Origin of the sequence: Saltatorellus ferox (genome assembly GCA_007751475.1) — a bacterium.
Classification (GTDB): Bacteria; Planctomycetota; UBA1135; order UBA1135.
Window position 1 is genome coordinate 6,104,749 of sequence record CP036434.1, and the last position, 14,648, is coordinate 6,119,396.

At 67.9% G+C, this 14,648-nt stretch carries 11 protein-coding genes; 9 read left to right on the forward strand and 2 right to left on the reverse strand.

Annotated features, from left to right (window positions below; all coding sequences use genetic code 11):
• Nucleotides 1–113 precede the first annotated feature (113 nt).
• Nucleotides 114–1,283, forward strand: a complete 1,170-nt coding sequence (locus Poly30_RS22015) for a pyridoxal phosphate-dependent aminotransferase (RefSeq protein ID WP_145202474.1) — start codon at nt 114–116, stop codon at nt 1,281–1,283.
• Nucleotides 1,284–1,325: 42 nt separating this feature from the next.
• Here the strand turns inward: Poly30_RS22015 and Poly30_RS22020 are convergent, their stop codons facing one another.
• Nucleotides 1,326–2,714 carry an HD domain-containing protein gene (locus Poly30_RS22020; protein ID WP_419190496.1) on the reverse strand — a complete coding sequence of 463 codons (1,389 nt, stop codon included), beginning with the start codon at nt 2,712–2,714 and terminating at the stop codon, nt 1,326–1,328.
• A 78-nt stretch (nt 2,715–2,792) separates the two neighbouring features.
• On the opposite strand from Poly30_RS22020, the gene Poly30_RS22025 reads away from it, so the two are divergent.
• Both Poly30_RS22025 and Poly30_RS22030 read left to right on the forward strand, forming a co-directional pair.
• A complete protein-coding gene (locus Poly30_RS22025) occupies nt 2,793–3,929 on the forward strand; it encodes a tRNA-queuosine alpha-mannosyltransferase domain-containing protein (RefSeq protein ID WP_145202480.1) in 1,137 nt (378 codons plus the stop codon).
• An 87-nt stretch (nt 3,930–4,016) separates the two neighbouring features.
• The gene (locus Poly30_RS22030; protein ID WP_145202483.1) at nt 4,017–4,679 is read left to right on the forward strand and encodes a hypothetical protein; all 663 of its coding nucleotides are present in this window, start codon (nt 4,017–4,019) and stop codon (nt 4,677–4,679) included.
• A gap of 32 nt (nt 4,680–4,711) precedes the next feature.
• On the opposite strand, the gene Poly30_RS22035 is transcribed toward Poly30_RS22030, so the two are convergent.
• The gene (locus tag Poly30_RS22035) at nt 4,712–6,334 is read right to left on the reverse strand and encodes a cytochrome-c peroxidase (RefSeq protein ID WP_419190497.1); all 1,623 of its coding nucleotides are present in this window, start codon (nt 6,332–6,334) and stop codon (nt 4,712–4,714) included.
• A 157-nt stretch (nt 6,335–6,491) separates the two neighbouring features.
• On the opposite strand from Poly30_RS22035, the gene tal reads away from it, so the two are divergent.
• The 6 genes from tal (at nt 6,492) to Poly30_RS22065 (ending at nt 14,633) form a co-directional block, all read left to right on the forward strand.
• Entirely contained in the window at nt 6,492–7,469 is a 978-nt protein-coding gene (gene tal / locus Poly30_RS22040; protein WP_145202489.1) for a transaldolase, read from the forward strand.
• A complete protein-coding gene (locus tag Poly30_RS22045) occupies nt 7,453–9,690 on the forward strand; it encodes an ATP-dependent helicase (RefSeq protein WP_145202493.1) in 2,238 nt (745 codons plus the stop codon). Before tal ends, Poly30_RS22045 begins: the two co-directional genes overlap by 17 nt.
• A gap of 191 nt (nt 9,691–9,881) precedes the next feature.
• A complete protein-coding gene (locus tag Poly30_RS22050; protein ID WP_145202496.1) occupies nt 9,882–11,369 on the forward strand; it encodes a DUF4331 domain-containing protein in 1,488 nt (495 codons plus the stop codon).
• Complete coding sequence (locus tag Poly30_RS22055) at nt 11,369–11,641, forward strand: hypothetical protein (protein WP_145202499.1); 273 nt, start codon at nt 11,369–11,371, stop codon at nt 11,639–11,641. The genes Poly30_RS22050 and Poly30_RS22055 overlap by 1 nt, the downstream gene beginning before the upstream one ends.
• A gap of 96 nt (nt 11,642–11,737) precedes the next feature.
• The gene (locus Poly30_RS22060; RefSeq protein ID WP_145202502.1) at nt 11,738–12,592 is read left to right on the forward strand and encodes a DUF4198 domain-containing protein; all 855 of its coding nucleotides are present in this window, start codon (nt 11,738–11,740) and stop codon (nt 12,590–12,592) included.
• A 163-nt stretch (nt 12,593–12,755) separates the two neighbouring features.
• Nucleotides 12,756–14,633 (forward strand): prenyltransferase/squalene oxidase repeat-containing protein, encoded by a 1,878-nt coding sequence (locus Poly30_RS22065; protein WP_145202505.1) that lies wholly within the window; start codon nt 12,756–12,758, stop codon nt 14,631–14,633.
• Nucleotides 14,634–14,648 lie beyond the last annotated feature (15 nt).

The window sequence follows — 14,648 nt, forward strand, 5'->3', positions numbered from 1 at the left end:
CCCTGGCTTCGCGGAGACCAGAACCAGGGGCGAAGCATTATGAACGACCGCGGGGCGCGGCACTTCCCGGAAATCAGAACCAGATTGCCCCGCCGAATTGCGAAGATGCCGCCATGGACCTCTCCCAGCGCGCCAGAAGCCTGACCGAATCCGCCACCCTGGCCCTCGCGGCCCTCGCCAAGGCGATGGCTGACAGCGGCCGCGACGTCATCAACATGGCGGTAGGCGAGCCCGACTTCCAGGCGCCCCGCCTCGCCCGCGAGGCGGCCCACACGGCCATCGACAGCGGCAAGGTGAACTACACGCCCGCGGCGGGCCTCCTCTCGCTCCGCAGGATCCTCGCCCAGCGAGTCGGCGAATTCCGCGGCGTCACCTACGCCCCGTCGAACGTCGTCGTGTGCCACAGCGCCAAGCACGCGCTTTCCCACGTCCTCCTCGCACTCGTGGACCCTGGCGACGAGGTGCTGCTCCTCGCGCCCGTCTGGGGCAGCTACGACGAGGAGGTCCGCTTCGCCGGCGGCATCGCCACCCACGTCGCGCCCGTCCCCGGCGGCTCCTGCGCACCCGACCTCGACGCCATCCGCGCCGCGATCGGCAAGAACACGCGCGGACTGATGCTGACCTCCCCCAGCAACCCCTCCGGCTACGTCTGCACGCCCGCGGAGATCGCCGGGATCTGCGAGATCGTCATCGAGCACGACCTCTGGCTCATCTCCGACGAGATCTACGCCCGCCTCGTCTTCGACGGCGCCGAGCACGTCTCCCCCGTCTCGCATTCTCCCGAGATGCTGAAGCGCACCATCGTCATCGACGGGGCCAGCAAGGTCTTCGCGATGACCGGCTACCGCATCGGCGCGATGATCGGTCCGGAGAAGGTGGCCAAGGCGGTCGGCGACATCCAGAGCCAGCTTTCGGGCTGTCCGAACTACATCAGCCAGATGGCGTACCAGGCCTGCCTGGAGACCGAACCCGAGGAGGTCGCCGCGATGATCGCGGAGTTCGATCGCCGCCGGCTCGTGATCCAGGAAGGCCTCGAACGCCTCGGGCTGCCGGGCCCAACGCCCCGCGGCGCCTTCTACGCCTTCCCCGATATGTCCGCCCACTTCGGCGAAGGCGGCGCCCACCGTTTTTGCGCGGAACTCCTCGAAGCCGAGGCACTGGCGACGGTCCCGGGCGACGTGTTCGGGACCCCGAACCACGTTCGGTTCTCCTACGCCTTGTCGGAGGACAAGGTGCGCGAGGCCATCGAGCGCCTCGGGCGCTTCCTCGCGTCGCGCAAGTAACCCGTCGCGCGAGTAACCCGTCGCCGAGGCAACCCCGACGCGCTACGAACCGCCGGGCGCGACGGTGTAAACATTCCGCGCGCCCGGGAACTCGGTCGCCGCCACTTCCTGGACCTTCATCAGGACGTCGCGGTCCGACGAGTCGCAGAGCACGTAGAACTTCCAGAGCGCCTGGTACGAGCGCTCCAGGTCCTTGAGCCGCGGCACCCGCTCCGAGAAGTCCGAGAGCCGGTTGACGCCCTGGACACCGGGCCAGCGCACGTGGATACGCGCTTCCTTGAGCTGCATCTCCTTCGCCGGACAGTAGACGATCACCTTGACCGAGCGCCCGGTCGCGAAGCGCACCATCTCCTCGATCCGGCCCTCGACGAGCGCGCGCGCCTGGCCTCCGTCCTGGGCGAAGTACTTGTTCACGAGCTCGGACTGAATCGCCTCGTTCTCGTAGGCGGGGAACACGCAGGCGCGCTTGTAGAGCCGCCGCGTCCGGAAGCGATCCACGAGGTCCCGAACGGTCGCGCCCGTCTCCGGAGTCGCCCTCGCGGCCGCGCGCACCAGCACGTCGAGCACCGAGTGATCGGTCGTGCCGTAGAGATCGTCCTCGAAGAGCACCTTCTCGCGCACGAGCAGGTCGATGGCCCGCGCCACGAGCGCGCCCGCGGCGACCTTCGCGTGGTGGTAGTAAACGCGCTCCGAGAAGAAGTAACGCGCCTCCAGCATCCGCACGATCTCGCTCAGGATGTCCTCACGCAGCAGATCGTGCTTGGCGAGGTCGATATAGAGGTTGCCGGACGCGCGGTCGATCTTGAAGTAGCTATGGACGCGCTCGTCGACCTGGAGCCGCAGCCCCGTGAAGTACGCATCGCGCGCGAGGTAGTCGAGGATATCGGCCGCGATCGTGCCCGAGAGCACCTGGCTCCAGTACGGAGGCACATCGCGCCGCCCCTCGGTCCCAGGCTTCGTCAGCACGCTGAAGACGTCCTCGCGCAGGCCGAGCGCTTCCAGTTCGCGCCCGAGCGGCGTCTCCTTCGAGAACATCCGCTCGTAGCGGTAGGCCGAGTCGTGCCGCCGGAATAGCGCGTCCTGGTCCTCGATATTGTGCCCGAAAGGAATGTGCGTCACGTCGTGGAGCAGACCGGCCATGCGGATGACGCGCGCCTCTTCGTCGCTGATCTTGATCCCGCGGGCGGGGTCGAGGTCGAACGACAGATTGATCGCATCGATCATCTTCTGGGCGATGTGCACCGTGCCGATCGAGTGATCGAAGCGCGTGTGCAGAGCGCCAGGGAAGACGAGGAACGCGGGACCGAGCTGCTTGATGCCGCGCATGCGCTGCATCTCCGGCGTGTCCAGGATCCGCAGTTCTTCGTGCGTGAGGTAGATATCGCCGTGCACGGGGTCGCGCATGACGCTGTAGCGTTTCCGGGTAGCCATCGGGGCCGCCATCATCGAGGAAGGGCATTCCGTCGACAAGGAGCATCCGCCAGCCATCGCGAGAAGTAGTCTCTCCGCATGGAAGTCGTGTTCTTCGAGCCCTGGTACGGGGGCAGCCACCGCGCGTTCCTCGACGCGTGGACCCGGCGTTCACGGCATCGGATCACGGTCCACGGCCTGCCGCCGCGGCACTGGAAGTGGCGCCAGGAGGCGAGCGCGTGGGAGCTGGCCCGTCGCGTCCAGGACCAGCCCGCCCCGGACGTGATCGCGTGCAGCGACTTCATGGACCTGCCGCGGCTCATGGGCTTCCTCCCCGAAAGCTGGCGCTCCGCGCCGACGCTCGCCTACTTCCACGAGAATCAGCTGACGTACGAGCCAGCGCCCAAGGACGGAGGAGAGCGCCAGCGCGACTTCACCCACGGGTTCAGCAATATCCTGACCGCGGTGCGCGCGGAGGCGCTCGTGTTCAATTCAGGCTTTCACCGGGCCGAGTTCGGGGCGGCAGCGACGGAGCTCCTGCGGCGCCTGCCCAGGCCCAATCCGCGAGCGGCGCTGGCTGAGCGCCTGAAGGCGGCGCGCGTGGTCGCCCCGCTGCCGGAGCTCGCCGCGGTACCGCTCGGCGCTGGCCCGCCGCCGGGTTCTCCCCTGCGCGTGGTCTTCCCCCATCGGCTCGAGCCCGACAAGGACCCTCGCACCTTCTTCGGGGCGATCGAGAAGGCGAGCGCGCGGGTGCGACTGGAGATCGTGGCTCTCGGCGGCGCCCTCGATCAGGCGACGCCGTCGATCCAGCACGCCGCCAGCGCCGTGGCGGGCGTGACCCTGCACGCCGGGTACTGCCCGAGCCGCGAGGACTACATCGGTCATCTCGGTCAGGCCGACGTCGTGGTCTCGACGGCCCGGCACGAGTTCTTCGGGATCGCGTTCGCCGAGTCGATGGCGGCGGGCTGCACGCCGCTGGCGCCGGATCGCCTGAACTACCCGGCGCTCGTGGCCGGCTCCCCGACGGTCGACGAGGCCCGTTTCACGGAAGGAGCCGACCTGGTCGAGCGGCTCGTGGGCTGGGCCTCGGACGCCGAGCTGAAGCGGCTGAGGTCCCCCGCGAACCGGGCCGCCCAGCGCTCCGCCGTCCTGGATTTCGATGCGGAGGCAGGCGCGCGGGCGCTCGACGAGATCCTCGAAGGACTCCCGCACCGGCCCGTCCGGGCGAAACCCTGATCCTCCGCGGTCGATCCGGAAAAAATGGCTCAAGGAGATTGGACGACCGCGGCGACGAAGGACCCGGAGCCCCGCTCCCCGTTCACCATGAAACTCCCCCACCATACCACTCTCCTCGGGCCCGTCCTTCTCGCTCTCCTCGCCGCTGGCTGCGCCCACACGGGCAGCCGCTCGCGGGGCAAGCTCGACGACGGCCTCCTGCAGTTCGTCGATCCGATGGCGAAGCAAGAGGTCCAGGAAGCGCGCGTCGCTCACATGCAGGCGAAGGACGAACGCGCGGCCGCGGAGTACCGGGTGCAGCACGCCGACAGCAACCGCCGGGTCCTCAACGCCGAGAAGCGCGCCGCCGCCGAGCGCGTCAAGCTGGAGCGCGAGCGCGTGGCTTCCCTGACCGACGTGGAGACGGGAACCGAGGCGCCCGCCGAGGTGCAGGATTCCCTCGCCAGTGCTGCCCGCGACCTCCAGGCTTCCGAGAACCGGATCGAACTGCACGAGGCCCAGCTGGAGGTTCTGCGAGCAGAACTGGCGCTCGCGAAGGCCGAGGAAGCCCACGCCGCCGCCGTCGTCGACGTGTGGAAAGCGCGTGCCCTCAAGTCCCTGAACAACGAACAGTCGGGCGCGATCGATATCTTCGCGTACGAGAGCGAAGAGCACGACTGCGGCACGGAGATCGAGATCGCGAAGATCCGCCTCTGGTCGGCGCAGTCGAAGGTCCAGACGCTCGAAGACCGGCTGGCGAACGGGGAGTAGCCCCCCGCCTCCGGCCGCCCGCAGTATCGGCTCTACAGAACTGTCTGCGTCGCCCAGCGCGTTCTCGCGCTGGTGCCGAGATCGCGGATGTGCCAGCGGAAATGCATCTGGGTTCCCACGAGCGCCGGATCATCGGGCAGGCTCGTCTTCCAGGTCGCGTGGCCTTCGCCCGCGCCGACGCCCTTCAGCGTGGTGCGGTGGATCAGTTGCGTCGGGCCGCCGTACTGGATCGGGTTCGTGCTGTACTCGAGGAAAGCCGCCGCTCCCCCCATCGCATCGTGGACTCCGACCCGGAAGGTCGCCGCTCCCGGAACCGGCGGACAGTAGGCGTCGATCCTCGGGCGGATCCCGCCTGAACCCGGACGGCCCGTGCCGCTCAACACCGCGATCGGGCCCAGCTCGCTCCGGAGCGTGGGACGATCGAACGGCGGGAGTTCCGCGGCGACGCGCGGGTCCGTCAGGCCACCCTCCAGGAACGCCTGCATCGACGTGGCCGCCGCAGGTGAGAAAAAGATCTGGCTCAGGATCGGGTCCTTGTTGTCCGTGAAGAACCCCGCGCCGCCGTTGTAGAGGAAGACGCCGAGGAAGACCGAGTTGAAGAGCGGATCGCCGTGGTGGAAGAAGCGCTTGCGCAGACCGACGTTGCGCAGCGTCGGGACCTTGAACTTCCCGCGATCGCTGAAGTTCCCGGTGAAGCCCTGACGGCCGCTGTCCTCCGCGATGTCGCGGAGGCCGAGGTTGCGGTAGGTGCCGTCCGAGAAGAGCGGGGGCGGGTGGCAGTCGACGCAGTGGTTACCGGCCGCCAGGAAGGTGTTCATCCCCTGGCGCTGGGTGCTGGTGAGCGCGTTGGTCTGGCCGTTCTGGAAGAGGTCCCACGGCGTCTGGTCGGGGTGCAGCGTGCGCTGGTACGTGGCGAGCGCATACGCGATGCGCTCCGCCGTGATCGCCGGATCGCCGAAGGCCGTCGCGAAGAGCGCGGGGTAGTCTGGCGACGCCGCGAGGGCCGCGACGAGGTCCGGGTTGAGGTCCTCGGCGAGCGCGAGTGGGCGCACGTCTTCGAGTTTCTGGATAACGTCGTCCCAGGTGCGCCCCTCGTCCGCCATCTCCACGAACGAGACGATGGGACCGAGCGACTGGGACTCGAGCGCGCCGCCGCTCGGGATGCTCACCAGCCCCGTTTGCGGATCCACGAAGGTGCTCGTCGCGCGGCCGTCCCAGAAGAGATCGTCGAAGAAGGCCGCACCGATCATCGTGGGTGCCCGCCTTCCGGTGACCTGGGCGTCGAAGCCCTTGATCGGGTCGGCCATCGCCTCGCCGCTCGAGTCGTGATGGCGCACGCCCGCGGAGGTGAAGCGGTCGTCGGCTCCGCCGTAGACGCCGTCGAGTCCGGGGTGGCGGCTGCCCATGTCGAGGCGCGGGTCCGAGCCCCCGGCCGACGGGATGTGGCACGTGCCACAGGCGACGGTGCTGTCGCTGGAGAGCTGCTCGTCCCAGAAGAGCGCCTTGCCGAGGATTCGCTTCGACTCGGTGATCGGGTTCTCCGCCGGCACGGGCGGCGGGCCGAGGGCCTGGGGCGCCGCGGACGCGCTCGCGCCGGTGAACACGGTCGCGCCGAGGAGCGCAGAAGCAATGAGGGGGAACCTGGGTGTTGCCATGATGGAGCGGCGGGCGTCGAAAGGGACGCGTCCGGGCTTTCCAAGACTACCGGAGCCGCCCACGGGAGGCCACCTCCGGGCCCCACTGCGCGCGTAACGCTCCCGAAAGGCCGCAAAAGGGCTTGTCCCACCCGGGGATGCCTGCTCCCCTGGCCCCATGAACCAGCTCGACGGTCTGAAAGTCCACTCCCTCGTCGTCGCCGACACCGGCGACTTCGCCAGCATCGAGAAGTACAAGCCGCGGGACGCGACGACGAACCCGAGTCTCATCCTCAAGGCTGCCGGCATGCCCGCCTACGAGGGCGTCGTGACGCAGGCGCTGCGCACAGCCGCCGAGAAGGACGGCGGCTCCGGCGCCGCGCTCCTCGACGCCTCGCTTGATCGCCTCGCCGTCGCCTTCGGCGCCGAGATCCTGAAGATCGTCCCGGGCCGCGTTTCCACCGAGGTCGACGCGCGCCTCAGCTTCGACACCGCGGGCACCGTGGAAAAGGCCCGCCGCCTCATCTCGCTCTACGACGAGATGGGCATCGATCGCGAGCGCGTCCTGATCAAGATCGCCTCCACGTGGGAGGGCATCCAGGCCGCCGCCCAGCTCCGCGCCGACGGCATCCACTGCAACCTGACGCTCCTCTTCAGCTTCGCCCAGGCCGTCGCCTGCGCGGAGGCCGAGGTCCAGCTGATCTCCCCCTTCGTCGGCCGCATCCTCGACTGGCACAAGAAGTCGACCGGACGCGATAGCTACCCCGCCGCCGAGGACCCCGGCGTCGTCTCGGTCACGAGCATCTACGAGTACTACAAGAAGTTCGAGTACGCGACCGAGGTCATGGGCGCGAGCTTCCGCAACACGGGGGAGATCCTCCAGCTCGCGGGCTGCGATTTGCTCACGATCAGCCCCGCGCTGCTCGAGGAGATGCAGGCCACCGAAGGTGACGTGCCGCGGCAGCTCACGAAGGAGTGCTCGGCCGCATCCGACCACGAGAAGATCTCCCTGGACGAGAAGGCCTTCCGTTGGATGCACAACAGCGACGCGATGGCGACGGAGAAGCTGGCCGAGGGCATCCGCGCCTTCGCGGCGGACACCCTGAAGCTGGAAGCGCTGATCACGGAGCGCCTCGCGGTTGGCTCGGGAGCCTGACCTCCCTCCAGCGACGGGCGCGATCGGGGGAGCCCATCTCGACCACGAGCAGCGGGCCGCCGTCCACCGGGGCGGCGGCCCGACGCTCGTGGTGGCGGGACCGGGCTCCGGCAAGACGCGGGTCATCACGGAGCGCATCGCGCGACTTCTGCGCGAAGGAACGCCCCCCGATCGCATCGCCTGCATGACCTTCACGCGGCGCGCGGCCGGCAGCATGGCGGAGCGCGTCGAGAGGCTCGTTCCAGGCCGCCGCCATCAGCCCTGGATCACGACGTTCCACTCCGTCGCGCTGCGGATCCTGCGCCAGGAAGCGGACTCCATCGAGGGGCTCACGCGCTCGTTCTCGATCTACGACGGCGCGGCCCAGGCGCGCGTGATCCGGAAGGCCCTGAGCGCGTGCGGCCTCGAGGTGCGGCTTCACCCCGCCCATGACGTGCTCGACCGGATCCAGCGGGCGCGTCGCGCCGAGAACCCGGCGACCCATCCCCTGGGCCCCTACACGGAGGTGGCGCAGCTCTACGAAGAGCATCTGGCGAAGGCCAACGCCGTGGACTTCGACGGACTTCTGATCCACTCGGCTCGCCTGCTGGCGCGCGAGGCGGAGGTCCGAGAGCGCTGGGCCGGCCGCTTCGAGCATCTCCTCATCGACGAGTTCCAGGACACGAACGAGGTCCAGCTGCGGCTCGCGAGTCTTCTCGGCAGCGTCCACGGCAACGTCTTCGCCGTGGGCGATCCGGACCAGTCGATCTACGCCTGGCGCGGCGCGACCCCGGACGTGATGCTGCGCTTCCAGGCGCTCTTCGAGGGCTGCGCGACGATCAAGCTCCAGCACAACTATCGCTCCAGCGCGAACATCCTCGAAGCCGCGGACGCTCTGATGGCCGAGCACCAGAAGCTGCCGAGGCGTCTGCTGCCGACGCGCGAGAGCGGCGAGGCCATCCTCTCCATGGCCCTGAAGGACGCGCACCACGAGGCGCGCGCCATCGGCAAGGTCATCCAGAACCTGAAGACCGACGGCCAGAGCCTCTCAGGGATCGGCGTGCTCTACCGCACGCACATGCAGCAGCGCGCCATCGAGTCCCTCTTCGCGCGCTGGAAGATCGCGTTCCACGTCGTCGGCGCCACCGAGTTCCTGGAGCGGCGCGAGATCCAGGACCTCCTCGCCTACCTCCGCCTCATCGACAACCCGCGCGACGAGGACGCGTTCTGGCGAGCGATCCAGGCGCCGAAGCGGGGCGTCGGTGAGCTCTCGGCGAAGCGCCTGCAGGCCGTGGTCGACGAGGCGAACATGGATGTGTTCTGGAAGGATCGCACGACCCTCCCCGAGGCGATCCAATCGACGCGCGTGACGGGCGGCTTCAAGGGGAGAACGCGGGAGGGCCTGGAGTCGTTCTCGCGTCTGCTCGAAGACCTCGCGCCGCTCGCTTCCGAGACGGCGGCGCGTGCGCTTCGCGCGATCATCGACGCCCTGGAGCCGCTCGGCTGGATCGACGCGATGCCGGGCGGCGAAGGGCGCGGCGATCGGCGCTCGAGCCTGGAGGAGCTGCTCAGCGCCGCCGATGACTTTCACGAACGCTACCCGGATGACGGGATCTCCGGTTTCCTCGGCGACGTCGCGATCGTGCGCGACCTGGAGCCGGACGCGGACGGCGAGCCCCACAGGGACGCGCGCGCCGCGGCCAGGGACGCGGTCCAGCTCATGACCCTCCATGCTGCGAAGGGCCTGGAATTCAAGACCGTGTTCATCACGGGCCTGGAGGAAGAGCTGCTCCCCCACCTGCGCGCGCTCCACGTCCCGGAGAACGGCGAGCTCGAGGAAGAGTCGGACGAGATCGCCGAGGAGCGCCGCCTCTTCTTCGTCGGCCTCACGCGTGCGAAGGATCAGGTCTTTCTGACCCGTGCGCGCTCACGCGTGATGTACGGCAACGCCCGGCCCAGCCGGACGTCGCGCTTCCATCACGAACTCCCCACGGACCTCGTGGACATCCTGGACCCCGAGCACCTCGACGCCCTGGCGATCGAGAAAGACGCGCCCCCGGGCGCAGGCTTCGCGGTGGGCGACGCCGTGTCGCACGGACACTACGGACCTGGAAGGGTGGTCGCCTTCGCGGGCCGGGACTTCGACGCACGCGTTCTGGTGCACTTCGAAGATCACGGCGTGAAGGAGCTCTTCCTGCAGCACACGAGCCTGCGGCGCGAGCAGCCCTCTGGAGAAGCCTGAGGGTATCTCCTCGGCGCGGATCCGTGGTCGTGGTCGGGATTCTGACATTCGCACCCATCCAGGATCGCGCGGCGGGCGTACCCCCAGCGTCGCGGCAGCTCCCAGGCCTGTCACGGTCCTCTTCCGGGCCAGTCCCGGGCGTGATCTTCTCGCCCAAGTGGCGTGCTCCTCCAGTCTTCTTCCATCCCGCCATGTCTTTCTTCTCCGTACCCTCCGCGACGGGTGTCGCCGGCGTCATCGGTGTCGCCGCAGTCCTCGGCTCGGCCGCCACCATGGCACCGACCCCCTCCACCGCTCTCCCCGCGCCTTCGAGTCACCGGGAAGCCCCAGGGACGGCGTCGAATCCCCAGGTGGACGCGACCGACTTCTACATGTTCCGGAGCTACGAGGCCGGCAAGGACGACATGGTCGTACTCGTCGCCAACTACTATCCGCTCCAGGACCCCTACGGCGGGCCCAACTACTTCGCGCTCAGCAACGACGCGATCTACGAGATCCACGTGGACCAGGACGGCAACGCGGAAGAGGACCTCACGTTCCGCTTCCAGTTCGACTCCCAGCTCCAGCCGATCGCCCTCAACATCGGCAACCCTGGCCAGGAGGTGTCGGTACCGATCCCGCTGATCAACGCCGGCGCGATCACGGCGGGTGACACGAGCGCCCTCAACCGAACCGAGACCTACACGCTGGACGTCATCCAGGGCGATCGGCGCACCGGAACCGTTTTTTCGAGCCTGAACCAGGCGGACAGCTCGCCGACCTTCAAGAAGCCCGTCGACAACATCGGCACGAAGTCGATCGCCGACTACGCGACGTACGCGCAGGCTCACCAGTACTCCATATCGCTTCCGGGTGGCATGACGGGACGGGTGTTCGTCGGTCAGCGCAAGGATCCGTTCGTCGTCAACCTCGGCGAGGTGTTCGACCTCGTCAACTTCGACCCGACCGGCGCCGTCAATTCGCAAACCGACGACCTCGCGGACAAGAACGTCACATCGCTCGTCCTCGAGGTGCCGATCGCCTTCCTCACCAATGGATCCGAGGACGTCATCGGCGCCTGGACCACGGCCAGCCTCCGCCAGGCCCGGGTGCTCAACCCCGAGCCGAACGCGATGAAGGGAGTGGCCGTCCACGGCGGCGCCTTCACGCAGGTCTCGCGCCTCGGCCACCCGCTCGTCAACGAACTCGTGATCGGCCTGCCCGACAAGGACCGTTTCAACCACTCTGACCCGACCGGCGATGGTCAGTTCCTGACGTACGTGACGAACCCGTCGCTGCCCGAGCTGCTGGAGATTCTGTTCCCCGTCACGGCTCCGAACCTGTTCCCGCGCACCGATCTCGTCGATGTGTTCCTGCTCGGCGTCGACACGCTCAACCGCCCGGCAGGCGTTGTCGGTTCGGAGATGCTTCGACTCAACACCGCCACCCCCGTGACCGCCATCGGTGCCCAGAACAACCTGGGCGTCATCGGAGGCGACCTCGCTGGCTACCCGAACGGCCGTCGTCCAGGAGACGACGTCGTCGACATCGCACTGCGAGCCGTGATGGGTGTGCTGCTTCCCGTCGCCGATGCGCCGAACGGACAGACTCCGTTCACCGACGGCGCTTTCGTGGACGAGACCGCATTCGACACCACGTTCCCCTTCCTCCGGGATCCGATCCCAGGAGCACCCAACTGATGCAGTACGATTCAAAGTCGGCGACCTTCGCCCGCGGCCGCACGGTCATGCGCTGCCTCACCCTCGGTCTGCTGTCCCTCTGCGGCGCCGCGTGTAGCAGCGACGACGACAGCAACGGAGGGGGCGATCCTCCCCAGGAGGCCACGTTCAACACGTTCGTGCTCCAGCAGTTCAGCGACACGGCGGACGACACGGAACCCGTGAGCATCAACGACACGACCTTCACGTTCAACGAGGACCCGAACGCCTTCGATTCGCTCCTCATGGACTGAGCAAAGGCCAGAAAGAGGCCCGGACTTGAGAAGGGCGCGTTCCTCCAGGAATGGGCCCTTCTCTCCCTCAATAGACACCTCGCTGCGATCCAAAGCATGACCTCTTCTTCACCGCTTCGCCGACTCTGCCTCGCCCTCCTTCCCTTGCTCGCGGTCACCGCCAGCGTTGGCTCGGCCCACGATTTCTGGCTTCGCCCGAACACGTGGCAGCCCGAGGTCGGGAGGTCGATCCTCTTCGACCTGCGGGTGGGCGATCACTTCGAAGGAGAGGTCGTGCCGCGCGAGGAAGCGTACCTCGGGCGCTTCGTAGTCAGAGGCCCCGAGGGCGTGGCCGAGGTGCCCGCGCTTCCCGGACGCAACACCCCGGCTGGCTACGTCAAGCCCGCCGTCGACGGTCTGCACGTGGTGGGCTACGAGAGCAAGCCGCGTTTCCTCACGCTCGATGCCACCAAGTTCACGCAGTACCTGCGCGAGTCCGGGCTGGAGGAGGCGATCAACGAGCGCATCAAGGCCAAGGAGACCGAGAAACCTGGCCGCGAGGAGTTCGTGCGCTGCGCGAAGTCGATGCTGCTCGTGGGCGACGAGTCGAAGTGGGAAGGAGCCGAAGGGGATGCGTCCAGGCCCCTCGGGTTGACGCTCGAGTTCGTTCCGCTCACCGGGCCGAACGACTCGGGCCCTTTCAAGGTGAAGCTGCTTCGCGACGGGAAGCCTGCGGCAGGCACGCGCGTACACGTGGTCGCTCGTGATGCGAAGGGCGACGCTCCCGAGCTGCAGGGCGGTGTCACCGATGACGAAGGAGTCGTGGAATTCAAGCTCGTGCCCGACGCGACCTGGCTGTTCACCGCGATCCAGATCCGTCTCAGCGAAGGGCATGTCACGTCCGACGAGGCCGCCAAGGGCGAGCAGGTCGACTGGGTCAGCCACTGGGCGTCGCTGACGATTCGCTCGTAGTCCTGAACTGGCTGGCGCTTCGGGAGATGTGCACTCCCTGGTCCGTTACCGTATGGTGGTTGAGTTCGTCCCGTCCGATCGTTGCCACGCGCCCTCCGGCGCGCCGCGACGAGGAGATTGGATCCCCTCTCCGCCGTGCCGTCGATGACGGCTCCACTGCAAGATGGTCACGTCCCCCACCGTCCTGTCCCGCATCACCGCGCTCTCGATGGGCCTCGTGCTCGTCGGTGGAGCGGCCCTCGCCCAGGTCCAGCCCGCACCCGAGAAGCGGCCTGACGTCTCGCCCGGCCTCCAGGTCAAGATCAACAGCGCGATCGACCGGGGCGTCGAGTCGCTCCTCTCCCATCAGGCCCTCGACGGCTCCTGGACGCAGCAGATCGAAGGGTATGGCCCGGGGATGACTGGCCTGGCGCTCTATGCACTGATGAAGTCGGGGCTCTCGCCCGGGCATCCGGCGATCGAGCGTGGGTTTGCGTTCCTGGAACGACAGGAGGCCACCAAGACGTATACCCGCGCGACCGTGATCCTCGCCCTGACCACGCGGGGTGAGAAGAAGGATCTGAAGCGCGTCGAAGAACTCGTCGAGGAGCTGGTGCGCAGTCAAGACGTCGCCGGCTGGGCCTACCCGGAGGGACCTCCGGATCTATCGAACACGCAGTTTGCCGTGACGGCGCTGAGGGCGGCAGCCGCCCGCGGGGTCTCCGTTCCGACGAAGGTCTGGACGCGGCTCGTCGAGTCGACGCTCGAATGCCTCGTTCCGGAGTCCGGTGCCCCTCCGAGCAACGATCCGCCGCGCGGGTTCCTGTACCGAGCAGGCCACGACCATTCCACGGGGAGCATGACCGCCGCCGGCGTGGCGATTCTGACGATCTGCGAGGAGCAGCTCCGCAGGGCGAAACCAGATCACTCGCGCGCCATCAAGCGCGGCCTCGCCTGGCTGGGCGAGCACTTCAGCGTCGACTTCAACCCCTCGCCTACGGCCCAGGGCGGACAGAGCGGTGTGCCTTACTACTACCTCTACGGCATGGAACGAATCGGTTCGATGCGCGGCATCGAGACGTTCGGCAGCTATCCCTGGTATCAGCTCGGCGCCGAGAAGCTCGTCGAACTGCAGAAGGAGGACGGGAACTGGGACGGACAGTCGGATACCGCCTTCGCCCTTCTCTTCCTCAACCGCGCGACGGGCTCCGTCGGCCCCTCTTCGGGCGTCGAAGGGGCCGCTTCTCTCTGGACGTTCGGAGAAGATCACCCGGGCCATGACGTGTCCCTCCGGGCCAGCGGACGCAAGACCCTGACGATCTGGATTTCCTCGTTCGGCGAGAAAGCGACCTTCAAGTACGCGAGCGGCGATGACGGAAAGGGCCCTGTTCCCGTCGAGCGAGTGGAGTACTGGCGCGTTGTGCCGGGCGCAGAGAACGAGCGATTGGGAACCCTCGCGATCGAGGACCCGGCCGAGGGAATGCGGCGGCGCTTCGCGATCCAGAGCCAGCTCCAGGGACCACTCTCGTGCGAGGTCTTCGCCCAGGTGTTTCTGTCGGGGCGCGAGAAGCCCCTGGAATCGAAGCCTCTCAAGGTTCGACTGGGCGTCAGCGATCGCGACACCTGGGACGAATACTCCACGGACCACGAGCGGAACCTGCTCGTGGATGCCGACGTGGAGGTCACGGCGTCGAGCGCGAGCGAAGGACCCCGGGCCCAGGCCATCAACGTGATCGACGGCATGGTCGGCCTCGGGTGGAAGCCGCTACCCGACGATGCGACCCCGTGGATTCGACTCGAAGTCTCACCGCCAGCGAGCGCGAATACCGTGCTCCTGTCCCACGGCGAACTCAAGGGAGCGCTCCTCGGCCGCTACGAGGTGGTCATCAACGAGAAGCCGAAGGACGCGATCACCGGAGCCATGGGGAGGGACGTCCGCGAGAAGACCGTTGTCACGCTTCCCAAGACGCTGCGCGTCCGCACGATCGAGATTCGCTTCCTGGACCCCGTGGCCGCCAACTGCACGGGGCTTGGCGAGGTCGAGCTGCAGCGCAGGCGCTGAAAGCTGGTGCGCCTT